This is a genomic window from Parabacteroides vesiculifaciens (genome assembly GCF_049860805.1).
In the GTDB taxonomy this organism is placed as follows: domain Bacteria; phylum Bacteroidota; class Bacteroidia; order Bacteroidales; family Tannerellaceae; genus Parabacteroides.
This window is the reverse complement of the sequence record NZ_CP187555.1, coordinates 542,111-566,487: the sequence shown is the minus strand read 5'-3', so window position 1 is coordinate 566,487 and position 24,377 is coordinate 542,111. Positions and strand designations below refer to the sequence as shown.

The 24,377-nt window shown below is 46.0% G+C and carries 21 protein-coding genes and 2 tRNA genes; 7 read left to right on the top strand and 16 right to left on the bottom strand.

The annotated features are described in order from the left end of the window. Window positions 1-12: 12 nt before the first annotated feature. The 7 genes from uvrB to ACPYIV_RS02240 form a co-directional block, all read right to left on the bottom strand. Window positions 13-2,040: an excinuclease ABC subunit UvrB gene (gene uvrB, locus ACPYIV_RS02270; protein ID WP_293733414.1), complete on the bottom strand. Its 2,028-nt coding sequence runs from the start codon at window positions 2,038-2,040 to the stop codon at window positions 13-15. Then, on the bottom strand, window positions 2,037-2,240 hold the full coding sequence (locus ACPYIV_RS02265; protein ID WP_293733413.1) for a PspC domain-containing protein: 204 nt from the start codon (window positions 2,238-2,240) through the stop codon (window positions 2,037-2,039). The genes uvrB and ACPYIV_RS02265 overlap by 4 nt, the downstream gene beginning before the upstream one ends. Before the next feature lie 70 nt (window positions 2,241-2,310). Then, complete coding sequence (locus ACPYIV_RS02260; RefSeq protein WP_293733412.1) at window positions 2,311-3,048, bottom strand: copper homeostasis protein CutC; 738 nt, start codon at window positions 3,046-3,048, stop codon at window positions 2,311-2,313. A 629-nt stretch (window positions 3,049-3,677) separates the two neighbouring features. After that, window positions 3,678-4,361: an RluA family pseudouridine synthase gene (locus ACPYIV_RS02255; RefSeq protein ID WP_301704698.1), complete on the bottom strand. Its 684-nt coding sequence runs from the start codon at window positions 4,359-4,361 to the stop codon at window positions 3,678-3,680. A 100-nt stretch (window positions 4,362-4,461) separates the two neighbouring features. Then, window positions 4,462-5,208, bottom strand: coding sequence for a 3-oxoacyl-[acyl-carrier-protein] reductase (gene fabG, locus ACPYIV_RS02250; RefSeq protein WP_293733409.1), 747 nt, complete (start codon window positions 5,206-5,208; stop codon window positions 4,462-4,464). A gap of 18 nt (window positions 5,209-5,226) precedes the next feature. Then, window positions 5,227-6,171, bottom strand: a complete 945-nt coding sequence (locus ACPYIV_RS02245; RefSeq protein ID WP_293733408.1) for a 3-oxoacyl-ACP synthase III family protein — start codon at window positions 6,169-6,171, stop codon at window positions 5,227-5,229. A 14-nt stretch (window positions 6,172-6,185) separates the two neighbouring features. Then, window positions 6,186-6,779 (bottom strand): TetR/AcrR family transcriptional regulator, encoded by a 594-nt coding sequence (locus ACPYIV_RS02240; RefSeq protein WP_293733407.1) that lies wholly within the window; start codon window positions 6,777-6,779, stop codon window positions 6,186-6,188. A gap of 263 nt (window positions 6,780-7,042) precedes the next feature. On the opposite strand from ACPYIV_RS02240, the gene ACPYIV_RS02235 reads away from it, so the two are divergent. The 5 genes from ACPYIV_RS02235 to ACPYIV_RS02215 all read left to right on the top strand — a co-directional run bounded on the left by ACPYIV_RS02235 (window position 7,043) and on the right by ACPYIV_RS02215 (window position 9,315). Beyond that, window positions 7,043-7,114, top strand: a tRNA-Met gene (locus tag ACPYIV_RS02235). Between the two features lie 162 nt (window positions 7,115-7,276). Then, on the top strand, window positions 7,277-8,182 hold the full coding sequence (locus tag ACPYIV_RS02230; protein ID WP_425885318.1) for a DnaJ C-terminal domain-containing protein: 906 nt from the start codon (window positions 7,277-7,279) through the stop codon (window positions 8,180-8,182). A 15-nt stretch (window positions 8,183-8,197) separates the two neighbouring features. Next, window positions 8,198-8,515, top strand: coding sequence for a chaperone modulator CbpM (locus ACPYIV_RS02225; protein WP_293733405.1), 318 nt, complete (start codon window positions 8,198-8,200; stop codon window positions 8,513-8,515). A gap of 134 nt (window positions 8,516-8,649) precedes the next feature. Then, a tRNA-Met gene (locus ACPYIV_RS02220) sits at window positions 8,650-8,724 on the top strand. Window positions 8,725-8,790: 66 nt separating this feature from the next. After that, window positions 8,791-9,315: a histidine phosphatase family protein gene (locus ACPYIV_RS02215; protein WP_293733404.1), complete on the top strand. Its 525-nt coding sequence runs from the start codon at window positions 8,791-8,793 to the stop codon at window positions 9,313-9,315. Between the two features lie 31 nt (window positions 9,316-9,346). Here ACPYIV_RS02215 and ACPYIV_RS02210 read toward each other — a convergent pair whose 3' ends face one another. From ACPYIV_RS02210 to ACPYIV_RS02180, 7 genes are all read right to left on the bottom strand, one after another. Further along, the gene (locus ACPYIV_RS02210) at window positions 9,347-9,760 is read right to left on the bottom strand and encodes a PaaI family thioesterase (RefSeq protein ID WP_008150565.1); all 414 of its coding nucleotides are present in this window, start codon (window positions 9,758-9,760) and stop codon (window positions 9,347-9,349) included. 21 nt (window positions 9,761-9,781) lie between these two features. Beyond that, window positions 9,782-10,348 (bottom strand): xanthine phosphoribosyltransferase, encoded by a 567-nt coding sequence (xpt, locus tag ACPYIV_RS02205; RefSeq protein WP_293733403.1) that lies wholly within the window; start codon window positions 10,346-10,348, stop codon window positions 9,782-9,784. A gap of 129 nt (window positions 10,349-10,477) precedes the next feature. Beyond that, complete coding sequence (locus ACPYIV_RS02200) at window positions 10,478-12,346, bottom strand: endonuclease/exonuclease/phosphatase family protein (protein WP_425885314.1); 1,869 nt, start codon at window positions 12,344-12,346, stop codon at window positions 10,478-10,480. 211 nt (window positions 12,347-12,557) lie between these two features. After that, window positions 12,558-13,358: a DUF6261 family protein gene (locus ACPYIV_RS02195; RefSeq protein ID WP_293733402.1), complete on the bottom strand. Its 801-nt coding sequence runs from the start codon at window positions 13,356-13,358 to the stop codon at window positions 12,558-12,560. 1,039 nt (window positions 13,359-14,397) lie between these two features. Continuing rightward, window positions 14,398-15,876, bottom strand: coding sequence for a SusD/RagB family nutrient-binding outer membrane lipoprotein (locus ACPYIV_RS02190; RefSeq protein WP_425885312.1), 1,479 nt, complete (start codon window positions 15,874-15,876; stop codon window positions 14,398-14,400). A gap of 30 nt (window positions 15,877-15,906) precedes the next feature. Beyond that, on the bottom strand, window positions 15,907-19,155 hold the full coding sequence (locus ACPYIV_RS02185; RefSeq protein WP_293739992.1) for a SusC/RagA family TonB-linked outer membrane protein: 3,249 nt from the start codon (window positions 19,153-19,155) through the stop codon (window positions 15,907-15,909). A 611-nt stretch (window positions 19,156-19,766) separates the two neighbouring features. Further along, a complete protein-coding gene (locus ACPYIV_RS02180) occupies window positions 19,767-20,333 on the bottom strand; it encodes a hypothetical protein (protein WP_425885310.1) in 567 nt (188 codons plus the stop codon). A gap of 597 nt (window positions 20,334-20,930) precedes the next feature. On the opposite strand from ACPYIV_RS02180, the gene ACPYIV_RS02175 reads away from it, so the two are divergent. Beyond that, window positions 20,931-21,068 (top strand): hypothetical protein, encoded by a 138-nt coding sequence (locus tag ACPYIV_RS02175; protein WP_293734459.1) that lies wholly within the window; start codon window positions 20,931-20,933, stop codon window positions 21,066-21,068. A gap of 12 nt (window positions 21,069-21,080) precedes the next feature. Here the strand turns inward: ACPYIV_RS02175 and ACPYIV_RS02170 are convergent, their stop codons facing one another. Beyond that, a complete protein-coding gene (locus ACPYIV_RS02170; protein ID WP_293734460.1) occupies window positions 21,081-22,124 on the bottom strand; it encodes a threonine aldolase family protein in 1,044 nt (347 codons plus the stop codon). A gap of 97 nt (window positions 22,125-22,221) precedes the next feature. Next, the gene (locus ACPYIV_RS02165) at window positions 22,222-22,731 is read right to left on the bottom strand and encodes an RNA polymerase sigma factor (protein WP_293734461.1); all 510 of its coding nucleotides are present in this window, start codon (window positions 22,729-22,731) and stop codon (window positions 22,222-22,224) included. Between the two features lie 263 nt (window positions 22,732-22,994). Between ACPYIV_RS02165 and ACPYIV_RS02160 the strand changes: the two genes are divergently transcribed. Continuing rightward, window positions 22,995-24,377 (top strand): NfeD family protein, encoded by a 1,383-nt coding sequence (locus ACPYIV_RS02160; RefSeq protein WP_293734462.1) that lies wholly within the window; start codon window positions 22,995-22,997, stop codon window positions 24,375-24,377.

The following is a 24,377-nucleotide window of genomic DNA, read 5'->3' as shown; positions in this document are numbered from 1 at the left end:
CATGATTCGATTTCAATCCTGTTTTGTCACTAACAGATCTTCCAGCTTCACCAGCTCGTCGCGGAACTGTGCCGCTTCGATAAAGTCTAACTTCTTGGCCGCCTCCATCATCTGCTTCTTAGTCCGTTCGATCGCTTTTTCAAGTTGCTTACGATTCATATACTGAACCACAGGATCTGCGACTAAGCTGGGCTCCGGTTCCACATAAGCATACGGTTCGCCGATGGCAGGTTGTTGTTTCTCCGCCATCAGGGAAACACTATTTTTGATGACCTGTTTAGGCGTAATGCCATGCGCCTCGTTATAGGCGAGCTGTTTTTCACGCCGGCGGGCCGTTTCATCCATTGTCAGACGCATACTGTCCGTTATCTTGTCAGCATAGAAGATCACCTTTCCGTTTACGTTTCGGGCGGCACGTCCGGCCGTCTGCGTCAGAGAACGGTGCGAGCGCAGGAAACCTTCCTTATCGGCATCTAAGATAGCGACCAAAGAGACTTCCGGCAAATCGAGGCCTTCACGGAGCAGGTTGACGCCGATCAGCACGTCAAAGAGTCCTTTCCGCAAATCGTCCATGATCTGAATGCGTTCGAGCGTATCGACATCGCTATGGATATAGTTGCAACGGATTCCCATGCGCGTCAGGTATGTAGTCAATTCTTCCGCCATGCGCTTCGTCAAGGTCGTAACCAAGATGCGCTCGTCCACGGCAGAACGTTGTGTGATCTCCTCCATCAGGTCGTCGATCTGGTTCAGTGTCGGACGCACTTCGATAACCGGGTCGAGCAGGCCTGTCGGACGGATCACCTGATCCACCACAATCCCTTCACTCTTTTCCAACTCGTAATCGGCAGGTGTCGCACTCACGTAAATCGCCAGCGGAGTCAACGACTCGAACTCGTCGAACGTCAACGGACGGTTATCCATCGCTGCCGGCAGACGGAAACCATATTCCACCAGATTCTTTTTCCGGGAATAATCGCCTCCGTACATCGCCCGTATCTGAGGGATCGTCACATGGCTCTCGTCGACCACCAGCATAAAATCTTTCGGGAAATAATCGAGCAGGCAGAAAGGACGTTCACCCGCCTGGCGACCGTCGAAATAGCGTGAATAATTCTCGATGCCGGAACAATGCCCCAGTTCGCGGATCATTTCCAAGTCGAACGTAACACGTTCGTACAGGCGTTTCGCCTCATAGGGCTTGCCGATCTCCCGCAAGAAATTCACCTGCGTCCCCAAGTCGACATCGATCTGCCCGATAGCGGTATTGATACGATCCTGCGTAGTCACGAAGAGGTTGGTCGGATAGATGTTCAGTTCATCCTGCTCGTCAATCTCCTGTCCGGTCTGCGGATCGAACGAAGAAATACGGTCGACCTCGTCGTCCCAGAACTCGATGCGGTAGGCTGCCCCGTCAAAGGTTTCGATAGCTGGAAAGATATCGACCGTATCGCCGTTTACGCGAAAGCAGCCACGATTGAACTCTATTTTATTATTGACATAAAGGGCATCCACGAAACGGCGCAGCAGTTTATCCCGGTCTATCCGCATCCCCTTTTCCATATGCACCACCTTTTCGGCAAAAGCAGTCGGGTCCGCCATACCATAGAGGCAGGAGACAGACGAAACGACAATGACATCCTTCCGCCCCGACAGCAACGAAGCCGTTGCACGCAGGCGGAGTTTATCGATCTCGTCATTAATCGCCAGATCCTTTTCTATATAAGTATCCGTTGTCGGCAGGTAGGCTTCCGGTTGGTAGTAATCGTAATACGAGACGAAATACTCGACGGCATTGTTCGGGAAGAATGCCTTGAACTCGCTATACAACTGGGCAGCGAGGGTTTTGTTATGACTCAGTATCAAGGTCGGTTTTTGCACTTCCTTGATCACATTGGCGATAGTGAAAGTCTTTCCGGACCCTGTTACCCCTAACAAGGTCTGGAAAGGCACACCACTCTTTATACCGTCGGACAGGGCCGCAATTGCTTCCGGCTGGTCGCCCGTCGGACTGAATGGAGAAGATAATTCAAAATTCATTCTTTATTTATAGGTTGTTTAGGTATAACCATCCAGAGGATCAGGTAAGCGATCACCCCGGAAAATACGGTAAAGATACTCAATAATATATATCCGATACGCACTAATGTCGGGTCCCAGCCGAAATAATTAGCGATTCCCCCACAAACACCTGCAATCATCCCGTTGTTCGAACGGTAAAGTTTTTTAGATTCTTCCATTGTTCCTTCGTTTTATTGTTTATCCTTTTATTTCACCTTTACCTTACAAAGGTACTTATAAATATATTCCTTACAAATAGGCAGCCACCTTCTTACGATCCGTCTCGACCGTTTCGAACTCGGAGGAAACGATACTGCTGCCCATCGGGACATTCTCGTTCCGGTATTCCATCTTGCTGTAGACGATGCTGCGGGCGGATGTATGGAACTCCTTCGCTCCGGTCTCTTCTTCGATACGGGCAATGTTATTCTCCCGGACTCCGCAACCCGGCATGACAATGATACGTCCTGCCGCACGCTTCACCAGTTCGGCAATGAGAGGAATCCCTTTCACAGCATCAGACTGCTGGCCGGAAGTCAGGATACGGTCGCAGCCCAACTCGATCAACTGCTCCAAAGCGGCAAAGGGATCGCGGCAGACATCAAAGGCGCGGTGGCAGGTAACGGACAGCGGCTTGGCGGCCTCGATCAGCCGGCGCATCAAAGGGACGTCGATATCCCCGTCTTTCGTCAGGCAGCCAAAGACTACGCCGTGCACCTTCAACTGCTTGCACAGTTCGATATCCAGCAACATCGATTGAATCTCTGCCGGCGTATAGAGGAAATCGCCTCCACGCGGACGGATAATCACATTTATATCGATAGACGAAGTGAGTGCCTGTGCCGTCCGGATCTCCCCGTAGCTGGGTGTCGTCCCTCCTTCCGGGATTCCGGCACAAAGTTCCACACGTTTAGCTCCTCCGGCTTCTGCTTCCACACAGCTTTGTGCGGAGTTTGCACAAATTTCGATAATACGAGTCGGTTTCATAAGAATTTCACCATTATTGTTTCTACTATATACAAAGATAAAACTATTATGCGAAACTTCCCTATATTTCCAAAAGAGAGATGCCGAATTGCATGGGCATCCATCTCTAAACGGATGCCTGTCGATGCGGAAACGGATGCCTGTCGAACCTCAAACGGACGCCTGTCCGCCTGCAATCTTCTACTTAAAAACCACTCAAAAAATAAAAAACTGTCAAAACTGTCAAAACTTCGCCCCCCATATTTTATTATCACATTTTCTTCAAAAAGACGAGTTACAACAAATAAATCACTATATAACAACACATTATACACAAAATAACAAGCTACAAAAAGAACATTGGGTACATAAAACGGATTGTTCTACGGACATTTCCCTTATTATACCTCAACCCGTTCCATCCTCACGCATAGCAATGAGATAAGAACCAACCATTAAGCAGAAAAATGTCCGTAGAAATAGTTGTTTTGAGGCAAAAAAAATGAGATAAAATTCAAATAACACATTAATAATCAGAATATTAATACACACACTCCAATAATATACTTTTCAAAATATGGGGGGCGAAGTTTTGACAGTTTTGACAGTTTTTCTGCTTTTGTACCCACGGCAAATAGGTTATCATACTTTCACCTTTCAACTCTCAACTGTTCCATCGCTTTCCAAAGCGAATCTCCCGGAACAGGAGCGATAATGCTTACCGGTTGCTTCGATACAGGATGGATGAATTCGGCACTGCGGGAATGCAGACTGATGCCACCGTCCGGATTGGAACGGGGGAAACCGTATTTCAAGTCGCCTTTGATAGGACATCCCATCTTGGCAAGCTGGCAACGGATTTGATGATGGCGGCCTGTCTTCAGGTCTATAGCCAGTAAATAATAATTGTCCGAGCGGGCAATCACCTTATAATGCAGGATTGCTTTCTTGGCATCCGGACGCTCCGTGTCGTAAGCATAACTCTTGTTTTGCTTCTCGTTGCGGACCAGCCAGTTCACCAATTCACCTTCTTCTGCCGGCGGACAATTTTTCACAATCGCCCAATAGGTTTTCTTCACCTCGCCTACCCGGAACATCTCGTTCAGACGGGCAAGCGCCTTACTCGTTTTGGCAAACAGCACAACGCCGCTGACCGGGCGGTCCAGACGATGCGTGACGCCGACAAAGACATTTCCGGGTTTACAATACTTCTCTTTCAGCCACACCTTCAGCATGTCCGAAAGAGGAGTATCACCGGTTTTATCTCCTTGTACAATCTCCCGGCAAGTCTTATTTACCGCAATGATATGATTGTCTTCGTAGATAACTTCCATGATTTCAAATTTATGATTTATAATTTATGATTTATGAATTTATGATTTTACAAAACAAACGTCACCTACATAAATCATAAATTATAAATCGTAAATCTCTTTACATATTCATGCCACCATCTACCTGGATCACCTGGCCTGATACATAAGAAGACATATCGGAAGCCAGGAATGTAGCGATGTTTGCCACATCTTCAGGCGTACCGCCACGACGCAGAGGAATCTTCTTTGCCCATTCCGTCTTTACTTCTTCCGGCAGACCGGCAGTCATATCGGTAATGATAAAGCCCGGAGCGATTGCGTTGGCACGGATACCGCGTGAACCCAGTTCCTGTGCGATAGATTTAGCCAGACCGATCATACCTGCCTTAGATGCAGAATAGTTGCTCTGACCGGCATTTCCGTGTACACCAACAACGGAAGCCATATTGATAATGCTGCCCGAACGCTGTTTCATCATCACCGGAGTACAAGCGTGGACGAAGTTGAAAGCAGATTTCAGGTTGACGCCGATAACAGCATCCCACTGGCTTTCGCTCATACGCATCATCAGGCCGTCTTTCGTGATACCTGCATTGTTTACAAGGATATCCACACGACCGAAATCTTTTACGATTTCAGCTACGACATTGTGCGTTTCTTCAAAATTGGCAGCGTTGGAAGCATAACCTTTTGCTTTAACACCCAATGCTTCGATTTCCTTCTGGGTAGCCAGACCGTTTTCGTCGATCACCAGATCCGTGAATGCAATATTTGCACCTTCTGCAGCGAACTTCAGTGCGATCGCCTTACCAATACCGCGAGCAGCACCGGTAACGATAGCCACTTTACCTTCTAATAATTTCATATTAATTCCGTTTTAAATTCAACACTTAATCAAGCAAGCACCTGTGGAATAGCCACCGCCGAACACGGTAATGGCAACCAGGTCGCCTTCCTTGAAATTATGATCATTTTGGGCATATACCAGCGCAGAGCTTACCGAACCGGTATTCCCTAATTCTTCGATATTGTGGAGGAACTTCTCTTCCGGCAGGTTGAGCTGTTTGGCAATATTGGACATGATACGCATATTGGCCTGATGACCGATGAAATACGTCAGGTTGTCCAGCGTATAGCCATTCTTTTCCAATAAATAAAGCACATTCTTCGGCATGTAGGTGCAAGCCTGGATAAACACGTCGCGTCCTTCCGGCATCATGATACCGCCGTCACGCGGACGAAGGTTCACCGCAACAGGAGCTTTCCCCAGGGAACCGAGCCCCTGTGTATATACTTCCACGATTTCCGGGTCCTTTTCCGAAACGCGCTCTTTCGAGATGAAAAAGGCTGCTGCTGCGTCACCCCAGAGGTGGCCGGCTTTCGGGTCCGTCTCATTATAGTAAGCCGAGTTCTTATCTGCCGAGAGAATCAGCGCTTTTGTCGCTTTACCCATGGCAAAATATCCTTCCACGACTTCCAGCGCATTCAGGAATGAAGAGCAGGCGGAAGAAAGATAGAGTGCTTTTGCTTTTTCAATATTGAATTCATGCTGGGCAAGATGGGCAGCTGTCGCTACCGTATCGTACGGAGAATAGGAGGCAGAAACAATCAAATCCACATCCGTAATATCATACGGCAATTTAGGTAGGGCGTTACGAACAGCTTCCATACTCATCGTATTGATATTTTCCTCCGCTTTTGCCTTAGACCGGGAACGAATCCCTGTGCGTTGTTCAATCCACTCGCTGGTTAGCCCGTTTAACTCTAAAAAATGTTGGTTATCGACCCGTTCTTCAGGTACATAAAACCCTGTTGCATTAATAAACATTCCTCAGTATTGTGTTACTTTATCTTTATACCATTGAATATCAAATTCATTACATTATCTCTCCGTTTAATCCGCTGGCTGATATTATCCCCCATGATTCCACGTATATAGGGCACTTCCAAACCTTTCAGGGCATGATGAAGAACGACCGCCGTAATCTCGGTATCGGGCATCGCAAAAATTCCTTCCTTCACTCCGGCTTCCAGAATTCCCTGTATCAATTCCGTCTCACGGATATCGAAGCTCTTCCTGATCTTCTCCACCCGCCAGATATCACGGAAAAAATTAGCCTTCAATGTCCCGTTACGGAACACCAGCGCTTTGATAGCATCCAGTCTGGCATAAAGAAATGTTATCAACTTTTCATCTGCCGGCAGATCTTTAGCAGCTACATCCTGCAACATCTTGTATAGTTGATCCAACTCAGACTCGACTACTGCGAGATAAATCTCGTTCTTGCTTTTAAAGTACGTGTAAAGCGTACGCCTTCCCTTTTTGGATGCCTGTGCAATATCGTTCATTGTCGTATTATCCACCCCCATGCGGGCAAACAATTGTCTGGCCACATCCACCAACATCTCACGTGTTTTAGAAACTGTCATCGGCATTTGTATTGCACATTTTGATTAAAACTGTGCGCAAAAGTACCGGAAAAAATAATAACTACCAAAAACATACTTACATTTTATCCAAACAAACCTTTATAATAGGGATATGGACCAATCGTTTTCTCAAAGAACGGAACTTATCCCCGGAAAGTTATTCCAAATATTCTTTTCGCCCAAAGATGAAGAAAACTGCCGAAAAATTTGTTTTATTAAAAAGAAGTCGTACCTTTGCACTCGCAATCACGAAATGATCGCAACTATATCGCGGAGTGGAGCAGTGGTAGCTCGTTGGGCTCATAACCCAAAGGTCGTAAGTTCGAGTCTTGCCTCCGCAACTAAAAAGCCTTCGGTTCTTCAGAACCGGAGGCTTTTCTTTTTTACTTTTCCTAAATTTTATTAGTTCCATTTAATTCCGGCATGAACTCTGCGGCATATTTGTTGTTATTCTATATATGTATTAATATCAAAAAGAAGTAGACTTAATAACATATATAAATATGGCCTATATAGATTACTACAAAATTTTAGGGTTGGACAAAAACGCTTCGCAGGAGGACGTCAAGAAGGCGTACAAAAAGCTTGCGCGGAAATACCATCCCGACTTGAACCCGAATGATTCGGACGCTCACCGCAAGTTTCAGGAGATAAATGAAGCCAACGAGGTACTCAGCGACCCGGAGAAACGGAAGAAATATGACCAGTACGGAGAAAACTGGAAGCACGCCGACGAATTTGAAGCCCAGCAACAGCAATACCGCCAATACCAGAACGGTAGCGGAGGCGGCACTTACTGGAGTAGCTCCGGCGATGGCAGCGAATTCTCCGACTTCTTCGAACAGATGTTCGGAGGCATGGGCGGCAGAGGCGGACGCAGCAGCAGAGGCAGCCACGGTTTCCGCGGACAGGATTACACGACAGAGTTGCAGGTCTCTTTGGCAGATGCAGCCAAAACACACAAGCAGATCATCACCGTAAACGGCAAAAACCTGCGAATCACCATCCCGGCCGGTATTGCCGACGGACAGACCATCAAGCTGAGAGGCCAGGGCGGACCGGGCGTAAACGGAGGACCGGCAGGCGATTTGTATATCACCTTCCATATCCCCGAAGACAGCCGGTTCAAACGGGTGGGTGACGACCTGTACGTTACCGCTCCTTTAAATCTGTACACGGCAATCCTCGGCGGCGAGCAGATTGTCGAGACAATGGACAGCAAAGTCAAGCTCAAGGTTAAACCGGGAACCCAGAACAACAGTAAAGTACGGTTGAAAGGAAAAGGATTCCCCGTTTATAAGGAAGAGGGAAAGTTTGGAGATATGATAGTCACCTACTCTATCGACATCCCGACTAACCTGACGGACAAACAAAAAGAATTGTTCCGCGAAATACAAAGTCTTAATTAAAAAAACGAGATTGTTATGCAAACAGATTTAATCATAGTCAATGAATACTGCCGGATATGCCATATCGAACCGTCGTTTCTATACCTGCTCCAAAAAGGCGGCTTGATAGAGATAGATACGGTGGAAGGGGAAAACTATTTGCCATCCTCCCAGTTGTATGACGTAGAACGATATACGCGTATGTATTACGACCTCTCTATCAACATAGAAGGGATCGACGCCATCCATCACTTGCTGGACCGGGTGAAGTCCATGCAGCAAGAGATTAACCGGTTGAAAAGTAAACTAAAATTATATGAAACGGAGAATCATGATTCGATAGAAGATTTATAAAGTATCAAATTGCTGTTTCTTAAGGCTTGAGAGCAGAGGTACAAGAATATTCCACAAACTATTTGCAAATAAATTTGGAACATAAGAATATTTTTGTACCTTTGCACTCACAATCGGGAATGATTGCTACATATCGCGGAGTGGAGCAGTGGTAGCTCGTTGGGCTCATAACCCAAAGGTCGTAAGTTCGAGTCTTGCCTCCGCAACCAGTAAAAGAGAATCAAGCAATTGGTTCTCTTTTTTTATTTACCTTTGCCGCCAAATAGAAAAGAGATATGAGCCAGATAGAATTAATCCTGAGCCGCCACGGCGAGACGGAAGAAAACAAATTACATATTATGCAAGGGCAGCTCCCCGGCCACCTTTCGGAATTAGGGAAACAGCAAGCCGAATCATTGGCTGAAATGCTGGATAAAGAAGAGTTGGACGTGATTGTGTGCAGTGACCTTGCACGCAGTTATGACACAGCCATGGCCGTTGCCCGCCGGAAAGGGTTGCAACCGGTAGCGACTCCCCTGCTCCGCGAGATGGATTGGGGTGAATATACCGGAAAGGTGGCGGATGAAATGGATTTTACGACATTGCCGGAAAGCGTGGAGACGCTTGACGCCCTCTATAAGAGGGCTGGGGATTTTGTCGGCTTCCTGAAAAAGGAGTTTCCTGGAAAAAGAGTACTGGCGATCGGGCATGGAGGCTTCAACCGAGCTATTATCGTACAGTTGGAGAAGCTGGCCCCTGAAAAAATACTGAGCCTGCCGATCATGAAGAATACGGCATGCATGCGTTTCACGCTGCCGTAATCTTCCGACGGTCTGCTTCCAACAACCGGCTTTATATCTGGGGATGTACGACGCAGAAAGTACCCGATGATTTGCTGACAAGCTTGTCATCGCAGTAAATCTCGCATTCGCAAAAGTGAAGATGGCTTCCCGGCTTCACGACATAGCCTTTTGCGATCAATTCTTTACCCCATGCCGCCCGCAGAAAGGATATTTTAAGCTCGGCAGTCAGCACATCGCGGTCTAAAGGCAACATTGTGTAGGCGGCAAAGCCGGCAATCGTGTCGGCAAGGGCAGCCAAGACGCCTCCGTGGATAACGCCGCTATACTGCCGCTGTTCATCATGCAAAGGCATGCGGGCTTCCACCCTGCCCTCTTCCACCACCGTAAAATCAATACCCAAATGATTGACATACGGGTTCGTATTCACACGGCTAATGAGCCGTTCCTTTACTTCCTGATCCATATTATAAGATTTTTTTAATCATTAGCGGATGGTGATCGTACAATCTTCCAAGCTATCGATGATGGCGAGGCTTTCCACCCGCACTTTCGCTTCATTGAGCACATCACGTCCCTTCTGGAATGCTTTTTCGATGATAAAGCCCATGCCTTCCAACTTCGCCCCGGACTGTTTCACCAGATCGAGCACCCCCATCGCGGCATTGCCATACGCCAGGAAGTCATCGATGAAGAGGATGCGGTCGTCGGGAGTCAAAAAGTTGTTACTGATGCACACCGTATAATCGCGGTCTTTCGTAAACGAATGGACAACGGTAGTGAGCATATTCTCCATCGTCTTCGGCTGCTTTTTCTTGATAAAGACGACAGGCAGATGCAATATATACCCCACCATAATGGCCGGGGCGATACCGCTTGCCTCTATCGTCACGATTTTATTTATATCGGCATCCCGGAAACGGTATATAAATTCTTCAGCCACCTTGTAAAGCAGCATAGGGTCCATCTGATGGTTGATAAAACTGTCGACCTTCAGGATTCCTCCCGGATAACATCTGCCGTCCTGCAAAATTCGCTGTTTAAGTAATTCCATTTTTATTCTGTTTTTATCTTCTTTGACTCGTAACAATACATTCGCGAAAACAACGGCAAGCCCCGCTGTTATGACCCGGCCGGCCTTCCGGTTCTTCCGGATTCGGTTTCAAACCTGCACTCTATTTTTTTATAAGTCCGCTTCCTGCAATGTTTCCCCTTTCGCATTCAGCACACGAAGCGTCATCCCCTTCCCTTTCTTCTGCAAAACCATCACCGTAGCGCCATCCATCCTGGGACCACCTCCAACTACGACAGGATAATTGTTGCCGTTTGCACCTTTGGGGATAAAAGCGAAACGATGGGTATGCGCATTGATGCTGACGGCAAAAGGCGCTTTCTCGAGGATCGCTCCCCACTCCTCGCGACAAGGGTTATACGAATCATAGTCCTCACCTTTGCCAAAGACAGGTATATGGTGGACCAACACCCGCTTGGAAGCTTTCCGGAATGCTTTGGACGACAGTTCTTCCCTGAGGAAACCGGCCTGCGCCTTACGCAGATCCGAAAAATCGTTCAACCCGTAATAGACCCAATGCGTATCCGGTTTATCCTCTCCGCAATCCAGCATGACGATACGCGTATCGCCCCAATTGAAAGCGCCATACGTCTTGTCGCCCACATAATCGAACAAACGGCGCAGGCCGATCGAATAGGCATTGCGGATTTCATGGTTCCCACGGATATAGAATACCGGCACACGGTCGGCCCCGACCGTTACGTTCAGCTCGCTAAGGAAACGGGTCGCCTCGTCATGGTTGGCCGGATCGTCGATGCAGTCGCCATTGAAAATAACAAAATCATATTTCAAATCCTTCACCTGCTCATATAGCGCCTGCAAAGTCTCGGAGTTTTTATGCAGGTCATTGAATATAATAGCCGTAAAATCTGTCTCCGCCGCATCAGGCAAGGTAAAAGTATGGAAATCGGAAACGGCCGTCTCGCCGAACACCTTCTTATAAGCCTGGTAAAGCATGATTTCCTGCGAGCACACCCGGTAATAATAAGTTTTACCCGGTTGCAGGCCGTCCAACCTGATTTTATTTTGCAGATCGTTGCAGATCACTTGCCCGTCCACGATCGTGCGGGCTTTTTGGAGATACTCCTTGTCGGTCCCGTATTCCACCCAGCTATAAGCGGGGACGGTAGTCTGCCACATGACCGTTATGCCGTTCCCCACAGGGTTTTGCAGGTAGGGTTCCGTACGGAATATCTTGTCCGCGGGCTGTTTGAAGATGATATCCGCAAGTATCGGGCGATGGTCGGAAGCGGCCGGCTCGTCCCACACGCGTGAGGAGATGCGGGTAAAGGCAGCCGTGTCTTTCGCATAGGCCGCAATGTAATCGATCGTCTCATCGGGGTCATCCGCCGGGAAAGTCGGCTTTTTCATATCCGTCAAGACCACAAAATCATTCTGTAACTGCCGGATAAACTCCGAACCGGGATGCGCATTCATATCACCGGCAATAAAGAAAGGCTTCCTGGCCGAAGCCGCCGCCTGCCGGATGGCCGACAAGGAAAGCATCCGGTCTTCCTCCGTCAGCGAAAGGTGCGTACAACAATATATATACGTTTCAAACTCCACGATAAGCAGCGCACGGGCTTCCTCCCTTCCGGGCAGCGGCAGGTAACGATAGCCGAGAGGCTTCTCCTTGCTCAACATTCCGATACCGTATTTTCCTCCGTCGTAATCGATCGCCGGGGCATACACAGGGTGCATCAGGGTGAGTCCGGCAATTTCCCGCAAAACATCTTTCCCGCCGCTGCGTCCCGTCACGCTGTCGATCTCCTGCACGGCCACGACATCGGGGCACACCTTGCGGATCACCTCCGCCGTACGCCGGAAATCGGCCACATCGTCCATCCCTCTGCCGTTACGGATGTTATAACTCATAATACGTAACGTATTACTCTCGCGTTCGCCACTCTCCCTCGAGTAGGCTTTCCCCTGTGGCAACAACAACATCAATATTGCCGCCATCCAAACCGCCTGTTTCATTTTATCGCCGGATTATAGATTAGAGTACAAATGTAAGGATTTTCGATGAAAAAACAGTCATGCCGCCCTCCGATATGCCTACTATCGCGACACAAACAGATGTCTTTTCCTGCCGGGATAAAAATAAAAAAACGTTGGCTGTCCCTCCTTCCGTTCTTGCGAGGAGAAACAGCCAACGTTTTATAAAGCCTGTTATATGAGTGGATGCCGTTTAGAGTTCGCCGGGCCTTTCATCGTCTTTCTTACGCTTGCCCGACTGTGCGACACGTGTTTTGTAGTCCTTGATCAGTACGTTGAGGCTGCGTACGAAATCGGTATATGGATCTTCCGGCGTATCGACCAGCACCGACAGTTCGCCGGGACGATCTTCTTCACCTCCCGACTCTTCGTCTTTCAGGTTTTGCACCATGATCTGCGAATTTATTAAAGTGACCAAGTTCCGATAGGCCTCTCCTATATTTTCACGAGCCGATTTCATTGTTACGAGAACCAGCTTGCGCTTTTCTATCCGTGTACGGGATAGTTCGACAAACTCTTTGTTAGCAAGAATCATCGCATCTCGTTCGTCAGCCAGCCCGAGTGCCTCAACAGCCTCTTTCCAGGGTGAGGTCAGCAGGTCGCGGCCTAAATCTTCCATCTTGGCAGATTCGGCGACATTACCCAAAGTAGTTAAATTACCATAAGCATTCAGTTTGTTGCGCAGTACACGTGCATACTCCCTGTTTTTAGGATCGTAGCTAAACAGAGCAGCGTTTATATGTCCCGAAAAGCAACGGAACATCTCGTCGCGCCAAATATCTTTCGCATCCGACTTCGCCGTATCGTTGTCCTTCTTCTGGGAGAGGTATACACCATCCATTTCAGTCCGTGCATCCGTAAATGCCGCATAGCATTTCTTGACCTTCAACGCATCGGGTGTTACACGCTGCACTTGTGCATCGACGTCAGACATGAACTGTACGAAAAGCGCATTAGACATTGCTTTCAGATCCATTGTTACAATTGTTTCCATACTTTTTTCACCTTTTTAAATGGTATATACTAAATTCTCGCAAAACAGAGGTTTCCTGCCGCCTTCCAGCAATCATTTCAATCTTACAAAGCCGTCCGGAAAAACATAAACTTTATTTCCCCCTTTTTCCTCACTTTCCGGAGGCCGGAAAACTTTATTTTTCTTTTTTCATCACTTTCCGGCGGCCGGAAACCCCCATTTTTCTTTTTTTCTCACTTTCCGGCGGCCGGAAAACTCTATTTTTCCTTTTTTCTTACTTTCCGGCCGCCGGAAAACTCTATTTTTCCTTTTTTCTCACTTTCCGGCCGCCGGAAAACTCTATTTTTCTTTTTTCTTCACTTTCCGGCCGCCGGAAAACTCTATTTTTCTTTTTTCTTTACTTTCCGGCCGCCGGAAAACTCTATTTTTTCATTTTTATAGTTAGACGGCGGCCGGAAAACTAAAAAAAAAAATTTTTATTACTTTCTGGGATAAAGATAGGCTTTATTTTTAATGAAACAAGAGAAAAAGGAAGATATTCATGGTTTCTGTTCGATTTTCGGATGATTTTCGGAATTTCCCACTACTTTTCCGGTAATATCAATGCCCGGTACATATGGATAAAGTGAAAATTACACTCACGGATGTATTTGTTCAGGTTTGAACCGGTTCGCTTTTTCATAAAGATATACGGTGGTGTCGCCATTCGCCGAAATATAGTCTTCACGATCGAAGTATAGGGATCGGTAACCTTCAGGTTGCACTATTTGGGCAGAGATAGTCATACTTGTTACTATGAACAAAAGCAGTGGGATAAATAATTTCATTTTCATAATATATCTAATTTAAAAAGTAAACCAATTATCTTCATTCTAATTATTAGGATTTATAATTTTGAAAAATCATATCCCCAATGATCTCTTAAGTAGCAATAAGATTACGATTTGACAGGTAAAACGGACATCTTGACGAGAAAACAAAGGCCACTTTCACAAGCAGCCTTCGTTGTTGAATGTTTCTAATGTGTGTCTAAATACATTCTTGTCTTGGTTTCATATAATTATTTTACGTTTGTACGTGTATCCCACCACATTTTTTCACCCCAGGCATAGTCCACAATGCCGGAAGATGCAGCAGATATATTGTCATTATTATATAAGTACTCGTTATTCGGGTAAGGCATACGGAAAGGAACATCATTGTGGTCGCTGCCGTAAATACAGAATTTGCCAGGGTATTCGCCCGATTCCCGGATGGCTTTCGGGTAACCCGTACGGCGGTAGAGGCTCCATGCCTCAAGATTATTCTTAAACAGGGCAACCCATTCTTCCATATAGACACGTTCCATCGTTCCGTCCCATTTCCCGGCTCCGGCCAAGTAAGCATCGGCGTCGGCCGAAGGGATGCCGTTGTCGTCCATCGATAACCGGACCGCTTTATCATAGGCTGCTTCGGCAGTCATACCCACATTCCATCCGCGAAGGGCGGCTTCGGCGATGATGAAATAGTTTTCGCAGGATTTCATGAAAGGCGTAAAGCCGGCTTCTTCTTCACGATACATCGCACCCATACGTGAAATGGTACGGATATTCGAAGGTGCAGACAAAGCGCCATTCTCATAGCCCCGGTATTCTCCGTCTGACGCTGCTGGTTTCATGATGACCGAAATGCGCGGATCATTCATGTTTTTCATGTGGGAGACAAAGATATTGCTCATACCATGATCATCACGCGTACGGGAATTGTCATACCATGGTTCGAAATACGGGCTGCTGCCCTGCCAGTAGAAATAAGCATTGTCTTCGCTCTTATCTAATATCGGATAGGAAGACGGATTGTCGCAAACTTCTTCGATTGTAGTGCGCGAGAGTTCGGGTGCTACATTAACGATGCGCATCGCTGCCCGAAGGCGTAAGGAGTTGCATAATTTGCGCCAATTAGCGATTTTCCCTTCATAGAGGAAGTCCCCGCCGCCAAGTTCATCCGTCCCCATGCCGGCAGCCATTTCGTCGGCAATGGTTTTGAGGTTGCTCAGGATGCCGGTGTAGATCGTTTCCTGCGAATCATATTTTGCTTTCAATGTGCCATCGCTGATTTTGTTGGCTTCCGTATAAGGGATGGGGCCGAACTGGTCGGTACACCATAACCAAAGGAATTCTTTCCAGATGCGGGCTGCGAAACGGATATTTTTAAATTCGCCGGCAGTCGCTTCAGTTTGCTTCAGGATGTCGTCTAACTGGACGTTACAACGGTAGCAGCAAGAGAATTTGTTCCCATACGTATTGTTGGTCGGCAGGTAAGCAAAATTGTCCATGTATTGGATCTTGACTATATAACCGGCCCAAGTTTCGGTGGCGTCGATCGCCCCGTATTGTGCCGCTGTGGAACGCAGGACATATCCTAACTGATTGGTCGGCGAACCGGCTTCCAAAGCATCGGGATCGGTGTTTATCTGCTCGAAATCGCTCGTACAGCCTCCAAGGAAGAGAAGTGCACCGAGGGAGGCGGCTATTGTTGATTTGAATATATTTCTAACCATAATTTTAGCTATTTTTTTTGATGTGATTAATTAGAATGTCAAATTCACTTTCAATCCGAAGCTTCTTGAAGTAGGAACGGATGATTGTTCGAAACCTATACCGCGGCTATCGCTCGACACGCCTCCCGTCTCCGGATCGATACGCATCTTATTTGATTTATGCACCCAAAGCAACGCCAGATTGTTGCCGGTGAGCGATACCGTGGCGGCGCTGATATAACGTGTCCGTACAAGCCAGTTTTTCGGCAAAGCGTAAGAGATATATGCTTCGCGAAGTTTCAGGTAGGAACCGTCGAAGGTATAATATTCGGAAACATCGTTTTTAAACCAGCTGTACGCATCCGTTTCGATCGTATTTGTAACCCAATTGCCGCTGGCATCCTGCATAACGAATTTTTGGTCCTGCATAACGTCTACACCACCTACGATCGAGCGTTCGCGGATGCCGCCCTCGGCTGTCACGACCGAAGTACCTGCCGTGTAACCGTGCGCCATAGTCTGCGACCATATATCGCCTCCGATACGCAGGTCGAGCAGGAATCCGAAGTTGAAATTCTTAATTGAAAACTCGTTCCGCCAGTTGATCATAAAATCTGGCGTTACATTGCCGAAGTTCACGCCGCTCTTCGTCTGTGCGAGACCTTTCGAATTGACTTTGATAGCGCCGATCTGGTCTTTCGTGGCAAGTCCTTTGTCTACATCTTCCTGCTGGATGCGATTAAAGCCGGTTCCGACCAGCGAACCCCATTTCTGCCCTTCGATAGCCTGGGTTGCGACTCCCCAGGTCCAACCGATCCCGTATGTGTTCAGATCCATGGCAGGATAAAGTTCGATAACCTTGCTGTTGTCTTTTGAGAAGTTGAATGTGCTGGTCCAGTTCAAACCGTTTTTATTTTGAAGGATGTCGCCACTCAGTTGGATTTCGACTCCTTTGTTCTGGATCTCGCCGGCGTTGATCAGCATGGAAGAATAGCCAGTCGAATAAGGAGTCGTTACGTTCAGGATCTGATCGCTCGTACTTTTGTTATAATAAGCCACGTCGAAGTGCAGGCGATCGTTCAGGAACCCGAACTCGGCACCGATTTCCCAAGATTTGATGCTTTCGGGCTTCAGGTTTTCATTCGGATATATCGTACTTTTATAAATCTGTGCCACACCATTGAACGAACCGTCCGTATACAGTTGGTAATAGGCGCGGTTGCGGTAGGCATTCGTTGCATTACCGATTTCAGCCCATCCCGCACGCAGCTTCAGGAAGCTCAGGATATCTCCATCGCCTTTCAGCCATGGCAACGACTCCGTTGCGATCCAACTTAAGCTGACCGAAGGGTAGAAGAATGCTTCTTTGATCGTCGAACTCCAGTCGTTACGGGCACTGAAGTCGGCATACAATTGGTTCTTCCAGCCGACCGATGCACTGGCATAAACGGAGTTGGAACGGATATGGCTGTGGTCCATCTCGGTCAAGGCATCGCCGTTCTTGTTCGCAATCGTATAAACTCCCGGTACAGTCAGCTCATTGGCGCCAAAGATGGTCTTATCCCATGATACATCGCGGTAATTGGCTCCGGCCATACCGGTGATATTGAATTGTCCGAAGGTTTTATTGAAGCTGGCGATAAAATCCAAGTTCAATTCCGTATTACCTTGATTCGTCTGCTTGAAACCTCCCTTCGGATAATCGCTACGGTCGATGTAATGGCGCTCGAATGCTGTTGCATTGTAGTAATCGAGACCGGCGCGGCCTTCGAATTTTAAAAATTCAAACGGTTGGTAGAATAAGGAGGTCTTGCCGAACACGCGGTCGCGTTTGTAGCTGTTCGTGTTCTCGTTTACGGTGAAATACGGGTTCATATGGTAGTTCGTATTCCAGTTATAATAGGTATAATTGCCGGAAGCATCTTTCTGATCCCAGTTTGCTTCCAATGATTTCATATTGATCTGGCGTCCTGACCAGGCGAACAGTGAGTTGATCGGGTTATTGCCGCCATAACCCTGTCCGACGAGGTTGTCGCTCTGTGTACGTGTATAACTGGTACTCAAGTCATATGTCAAGTATTTACTTAGCTTGATCGAAGTATTCAGCATGGCGGAATAGCGCTTCTGGTCCGTGTTGGGAACCGTACCGTTCTGGCCACGGTAAGACAGGGAGGCACGGGTCGTCGCTTTTTCTGAACTGGCGGTAACGGAGATCGTATGGTTCTGCGAAACGCCTGTCCTGAAAAATTCTTTTACGTTATCCGGATTGGACACCCATGGTGCTTTCTGGCCATTACTGTCATATTGCACGAGGTTCAAACCGGCGTCGAGACGCGGTCCCCATGACTCGTCGTAGAAGTCATTGATACCATTCGAACCGTCCACCCAGTTGAAACCATACTGTTCGGCGTATTCCTGGTAAGAAAGCTCCGGATGATTGGCCTTCCAATGATATTCGTCACCGTTGTTACCCTGGCCGTATGAGTTTTGTAATTTAGGGAGGTTGGAAATCCGGTCGACAGTAACGCTTCCGTCGTAAGAGACTTTTATACCGCCTGATTTTTTACCCGATTTTGTCGTAATAAGGATAACGCCGTTACCTGCCCGCATTCCATAAAGAGCGGCAGATCCGCCTTTCAGCACGGTCATGGTTTCTATATCTTCAGGATTGATATCGTTCAGCCCCGAACCGTAGTCCACACCATTATACGTATTGTCTCCCGTACGTTGCGTATCGTTCGAGATCGGAACACCGTCGACAACGATCAACGGTTGCTGGTCATTCTGCAAAGAGGAGTTTCCACGGATGGAAATACGTGATGATGCACCTACTCCACCACCGAACTGGTTGACTTGCACGCCTGCTACTTTTCCGGATAAAGCGCTCGTCACGTTAAGCTGCCCTACCTTTGTCAAATCTTCGGCCCCCACTTCCTGGATCGCATATCCCAATGATTTTTTTTCACGGGTTAAACCCATAGCCGTTACTACGACTTCATCAAGGCTTTGCGAATCGGACTGGAGAATCACCTTGATTCCATCTTTGATAGCTACCTCTTGTGTTTTCATACCTAAATAAGATATGACTAACGTTTTGGCTGAAACCGGAACATCCAGAGTAAAGACTCCATCCATGTTCGTAACAGTTCCGATTTGCGTTCCTCTTACAACAACTGCCGCCCCAATCACGGGTTCATTGTCTTCAGCAAAAATAACGGTTCCCGTTATCTTGCTATCCTGAGCTAATAGTATGTTTATACTTGATATCAAGCACAACATAAAGTAAAATACTCGTTTCATAGACACTTTTTTTATTAATATTAGAATTACAAAAAATTTAATATCAAAAGACTGTAGTTCTTGCAGAACTATGGTAAAATAGAAATGCAACAAATCGCTACTCTACTCTAACCTTTCTTTATTAACCAGATTAATATTTGTGATTAATAACAAGTAGTTGTTAATACACTTGCAAATATAGGAATAAATCAAATATCAGCAATATTTAATCAAAAAAATAATTTAAACAGTAAAAAGTAACGAATTGATACTTTATCCTTCTTTTGCTGATTTTTTGTTAGTTCAACAAAAGCTATATCCGGTTCCATATACGCCCTTACATTTAATATTTGTTTCATAATTGGACATAGTTCTGCAAGAACTACAATATTTCTATCATCTTAATATTACTATATACTAACATGTATATCAATAAAAAACATCTTGCACAAGCCGTCCTATTTTCTAAATAGCCGACTTGTACAAGATATAATCTGAATCGTTGCTCATGCGAGCTGCATCCCACAGTTTCTACAACGATCCTAACTCGATCCAGCCAAACTGTAATGTTTTGAAAAATATTTTTTTATTGTCATATCGATAATTGACAATTAAGAATCAAAACCTGTAAACTACTTCAGGATACGGTATTTACCGATGAGTGGGAGTTCCTTCGCCCGCCCGTTTACAGCATTGATGATACCGATCACAGCCAGTACCGCCCACTTACCCAACTTCGTGACAATTTTTATTTTGGTAAGTCCACCGACCTCATCGTTTTCAACTGCCTTTTTCAATGTTTCGATCGGTTCTTCCAATTCTTTCCCTAAGGCATCAAGTTCTTCCTTGTTCAATTTGCCACCTTTCTTCTGGATTTTTTCAAGTTTTTCGATTGAAGCGTCCACTTTCTTCAATGCCTTATCGACAGGTGGTCCGCCGCAAGCCGTCATAATCAGGAAGCTCGCGATAAACATAAATGCGATTAATGACTTTTTCATGAATCTCCGATAAAAGAGAAAAACTTTTCTGCAGTATGATCTCCCTTTTTTACGATCCTCATCCATTTGTTCAGCCACTTTTTCCACACAGACGATCCGTTTATCGCAGACAGCAGGTTCACCGCGTGAAATATGCTTGTCCATGACTTCAATCACCTCTTCATAAGAAAGCAGGGGCTTCGTCAGTTTTTCTTCTTCCATACTCGAAATAGATTAGGTGAAACGTCTGATTTCTTTACCAGCAAAATTAGGTTTGAAAGAGCTCTACCGTGAGGAGAGACGGCGCAATCTTACACGAAAATTGACGCAATTTTCAAACGCCCATCAGGAAAATGAGCGCATACAAAACATTTAACCGTCTAAAAAACAAAGAGTAAAATTACTCACACAACAACAAACTAACCGGAAATAGTATTATATGTAGAATCAGACCCTCTTATTGTTAAAGTACACAATAACCCCAAATTCCGGTATTTTTCTATTTCATCTGAAACTTCAGTCTATTTTGAACTTACATTTTGTTCGGATCAGGTATATTCCGAATGACAACAGGGTTCATGAGGCAGGCACCTCATTCTGATAGCAGATTCGTTTTGTCGGTCTGGTCACAAATAATAGAACAAAATGTTAAACCTAAACTCTCGGAGAATCGAATATTTACAAACAAGAACAGGTCCACTCCCGTTTACGCCAAAAGTTTTTTCAGGTCTCTCTACCATGAGGTGCGCAGAACTTTCCCATGACGACCGTCTTCGTCGCCGTGAGCTGCCGGGATCATGAGTAATGACGACCGTCTTCATGGCGGCAAAGTCAATCTTCACGGCAATAAAGACGGTCGTCATCCCGGAAAAACGGCAAATAGATGAAAAAGATCCGTTTTTACTCTCAAAAAACAAGCTGCTGAATCTTTCCAGCATCAAGTTCTCCAAACGTTAAATAAATCGTTTTTTACAATAAGGATGAAGGAGTTTCTTTAAATACGACATCCAACGTCCGTATCATATCATTAATATCTTCCTCCGTCGTGTCCCAGGAAGTTACCAAACGGGCTTCGTTGGCTTCTTCATTCCACATATAGAAGAAATATTTTTCTTGCAGTTTCTTCAACGGTTCTGTGGGGATCGTAAAGAAAAGCTGGTTGGATTCTATTTTCTGGGTAAACCGGATTTGCGGATACTTTTTCAAGGCTTCAGCCAGACGATAGGCGCTATTGTTAGCTTTCCGTGCATTTTCCAGCCACAGGTTATTTTCCAGATAAGGGATAAACTGGCAGGAAAGATAACGCAACTTGGAGGCCAATTGGGCAGATTGTTTTCTGAAGTACTGCAAATTCCCGGTTATCTCCGGACGGAAAGAAACGACAGCTTCTCCCATCATCATCCCATTTTTAGTTCCCCCGAAACTAAGGATATCCACTCCGGCATCGACCGTCACCTCCCGCATCGAACAATTCAGATAAGCACAGGCATTTGCCAGGCGTGCTCCGTCCATGTGCAAATACATATTATAAGAATGCAACAGATCGGCAATCGCCTTGACTTCTTCGACCGTATAAATCGTTCCCAACTCGGAAACTTGTGAAATATAAACCGCTTTCGGCTGCGAATGATGGCAGACACCGAAATTATGCAGACGAGGCTTGATCAACTCCGGCGTCAATTTCCCGTCCGGAGTCGGAATCGTCACGACAGCGCAGCCGGTCATACGGGCCGGAGCACCACACTCATCCACATTGATATGAGCCGTTTCAGCGCACAAAATACTATTAAACGGACGTGTTACCGCCTGCAAAGCAACAGAGTTCGCCCCCGTCCCGTTAAAAACAAAAAAAGGCGATGCCATTTCGCCAAACACTTCTTTTATCTTCACAGTAGCTGCTGCGGTCCAGGGATCGTCGCCATATCCTACTGCATGATTATCGTTCGCCTGAATCACGGCATCCATTACCAAAGGATGAACACCTGAATTGTTATCACTTGCAAAACTTCTCATTTCTGTTTACTATTTTGCGCCAAAAGTAATAAAAATAAACGGGAGCACCCATCGGATGCCCCCGTTTATTTTTTTCATATTTATTTTAAACTTCACCTCATCTCTGATGGAAATCTTTCAAGACTTTCTGCAATTCCTGACGGGCGAAGAAGATGCGACTCTTAACCGTACCCAGAGGAACACAAAGCTTTTCAGCGATCTCATTATACTTGTAGCCACTCAAAAACATAGAGAACGGTATTTTCAACTCATCATTCAGGCTATTTATCGCCTTTGTAATTTCTTTAATTTGATAAGCACCGTCCGGAGAATCAAAGCCTGAGTCATTCACGACATCCAAATTATACAAATCGACCCCCTGATCAACCACGGTCTGGGTACGAACGATTTTATGGTAATTATTTATAAAAATATTACGCATCACGGTCAAGACCCATCCTTTGAAATTAATATTGTCTACAAACTTTTCCTGATTGTCTAAAACCTTCAGCGTTGTATCCTGCATCAAATCCTGGGCGTCATCCCTGTTGGCAGTGAGCATAAGAGCAAAATTCATCATATTTTCTTGCATGCTCAATAATTTTTTCTGAAATTGCAACGCGTTCATAATTACTAACTTTTTTATAAGGTTTAATACCGGTTTAGTATTATCCTCCAGCATTGAAGGACATTACAAATGTAAGAATAATATTCTAATTACAATACGGTTTGATGATTATTAATATTAAAAATCGTAACTTAATACATTTATAACAAATAGCCCTGAAAATGAGTAGTATTTACAAGTTTTCAAGCAACTAAAATACAAAATTTACAACATGTATATTACAAATTCGTACGACATGTAAAAGAGATGGAGAATAATATAAAATGAAGAAAAAATTAGGACTTTTTTTAGCTGTCATATTGGTCCAGATGGCCCCATTTATATCAGCGGCAGACGTTTCGCGCCCGTTAGTATACAAAATCGATATAAAAAAAGAGATCAGCAACACCACACGCCTGTATCTCAGTAACGGTTTAGCGGAAGCGAACACATTGGGGGCAGACGCAGTTCTGATCCATATGAACACATACGGCGGTCAAGTGGATGCGGCAGATTCGATGCGTACGGCTATTTTATATAGCCCCATCCCTGTTTATGTCTTTATCGACAACAATGCCGCTTCTGCCGGGGCACTCATCTCCATCGCCTGTAAAAAAATTTATATGCGGAAAGGCGCCAATATCGGAGCAGCCACCGTCGTGAACCAAACGGGTGCAGCGATGCCGGACAAATACCAATCCTATATGCGCTCTATGATGCGCTCGACAGCCGAAGCACACGGGCAGGATACAATCATACAAAAGAACGACACTTTATATAAGTGGAAACGAGATCCGATGATAGCCGAAGCAATGGTCGACGAACGGGTTGCCATTCCGAACCTGATAGATACCGGAAAAGTCCTTACATTCACAGCGCAGGAGGCCCAAAAGTGGGGTTATTGCGACGGATTAGCAGAAAGTCCGGACGAAGTTATCACGCAATACTTAGGATATAAAGATTATGAAATGAAAAGTTATACCCCCAGTTGGCAGGATGATTTAAAAGGATTTTTGATGAACCCGATTTTTCAGTCCATTCTGATCATTATTATCATCGGCGGTATTTATTTTGAAATGCAAACGCCAGGGCTGGGCTTTCCTTCTGCGGCTGCCTTGCTGGCGGCGATCCTCTATTTTGCTCCGCTTTATATAGACGGGCTGGCTGCAAACTGGGAAATTTTGGTCTTTGTCATCGGGGTTTTGTTGCTCGCGGTCGAAATCTTTGTCATTCCGGGATTCGGTGTTGCCGGAATAAGCGGTATCATATTGGTTATCGGCGGCCTGGTAATGGGCTTATTGAATAATGACAACTTCGATTTTGAAGGAGTGAGCAGTCAAGAGATCGGAGAAGCGACATTGACGGTGCTGGTCGGGTTAGTGGCTGGCTTCGGGTTGATGATCTGGTTATCCAATAAGATCGGGCACCGGGGTATGTTCCGGAAAGTCGCGCTGAATACGGATTTGAAAGATGCGATATCATCTCCTGATTTATCTTCGCTGGTCGGAAAAGAGGGAATAGCGGCTACCGTATTACGTCCTTCCGGAAAGGTATCGATCGACGGGGAATATTATGACGGGGTTTCCGAATCCGGCTTTATAGAAAAAGGACGCAAGGTTAAGGTTATCCGTTTCGAGAATGCACAGGTTTATGTTGAAGACCTTTAA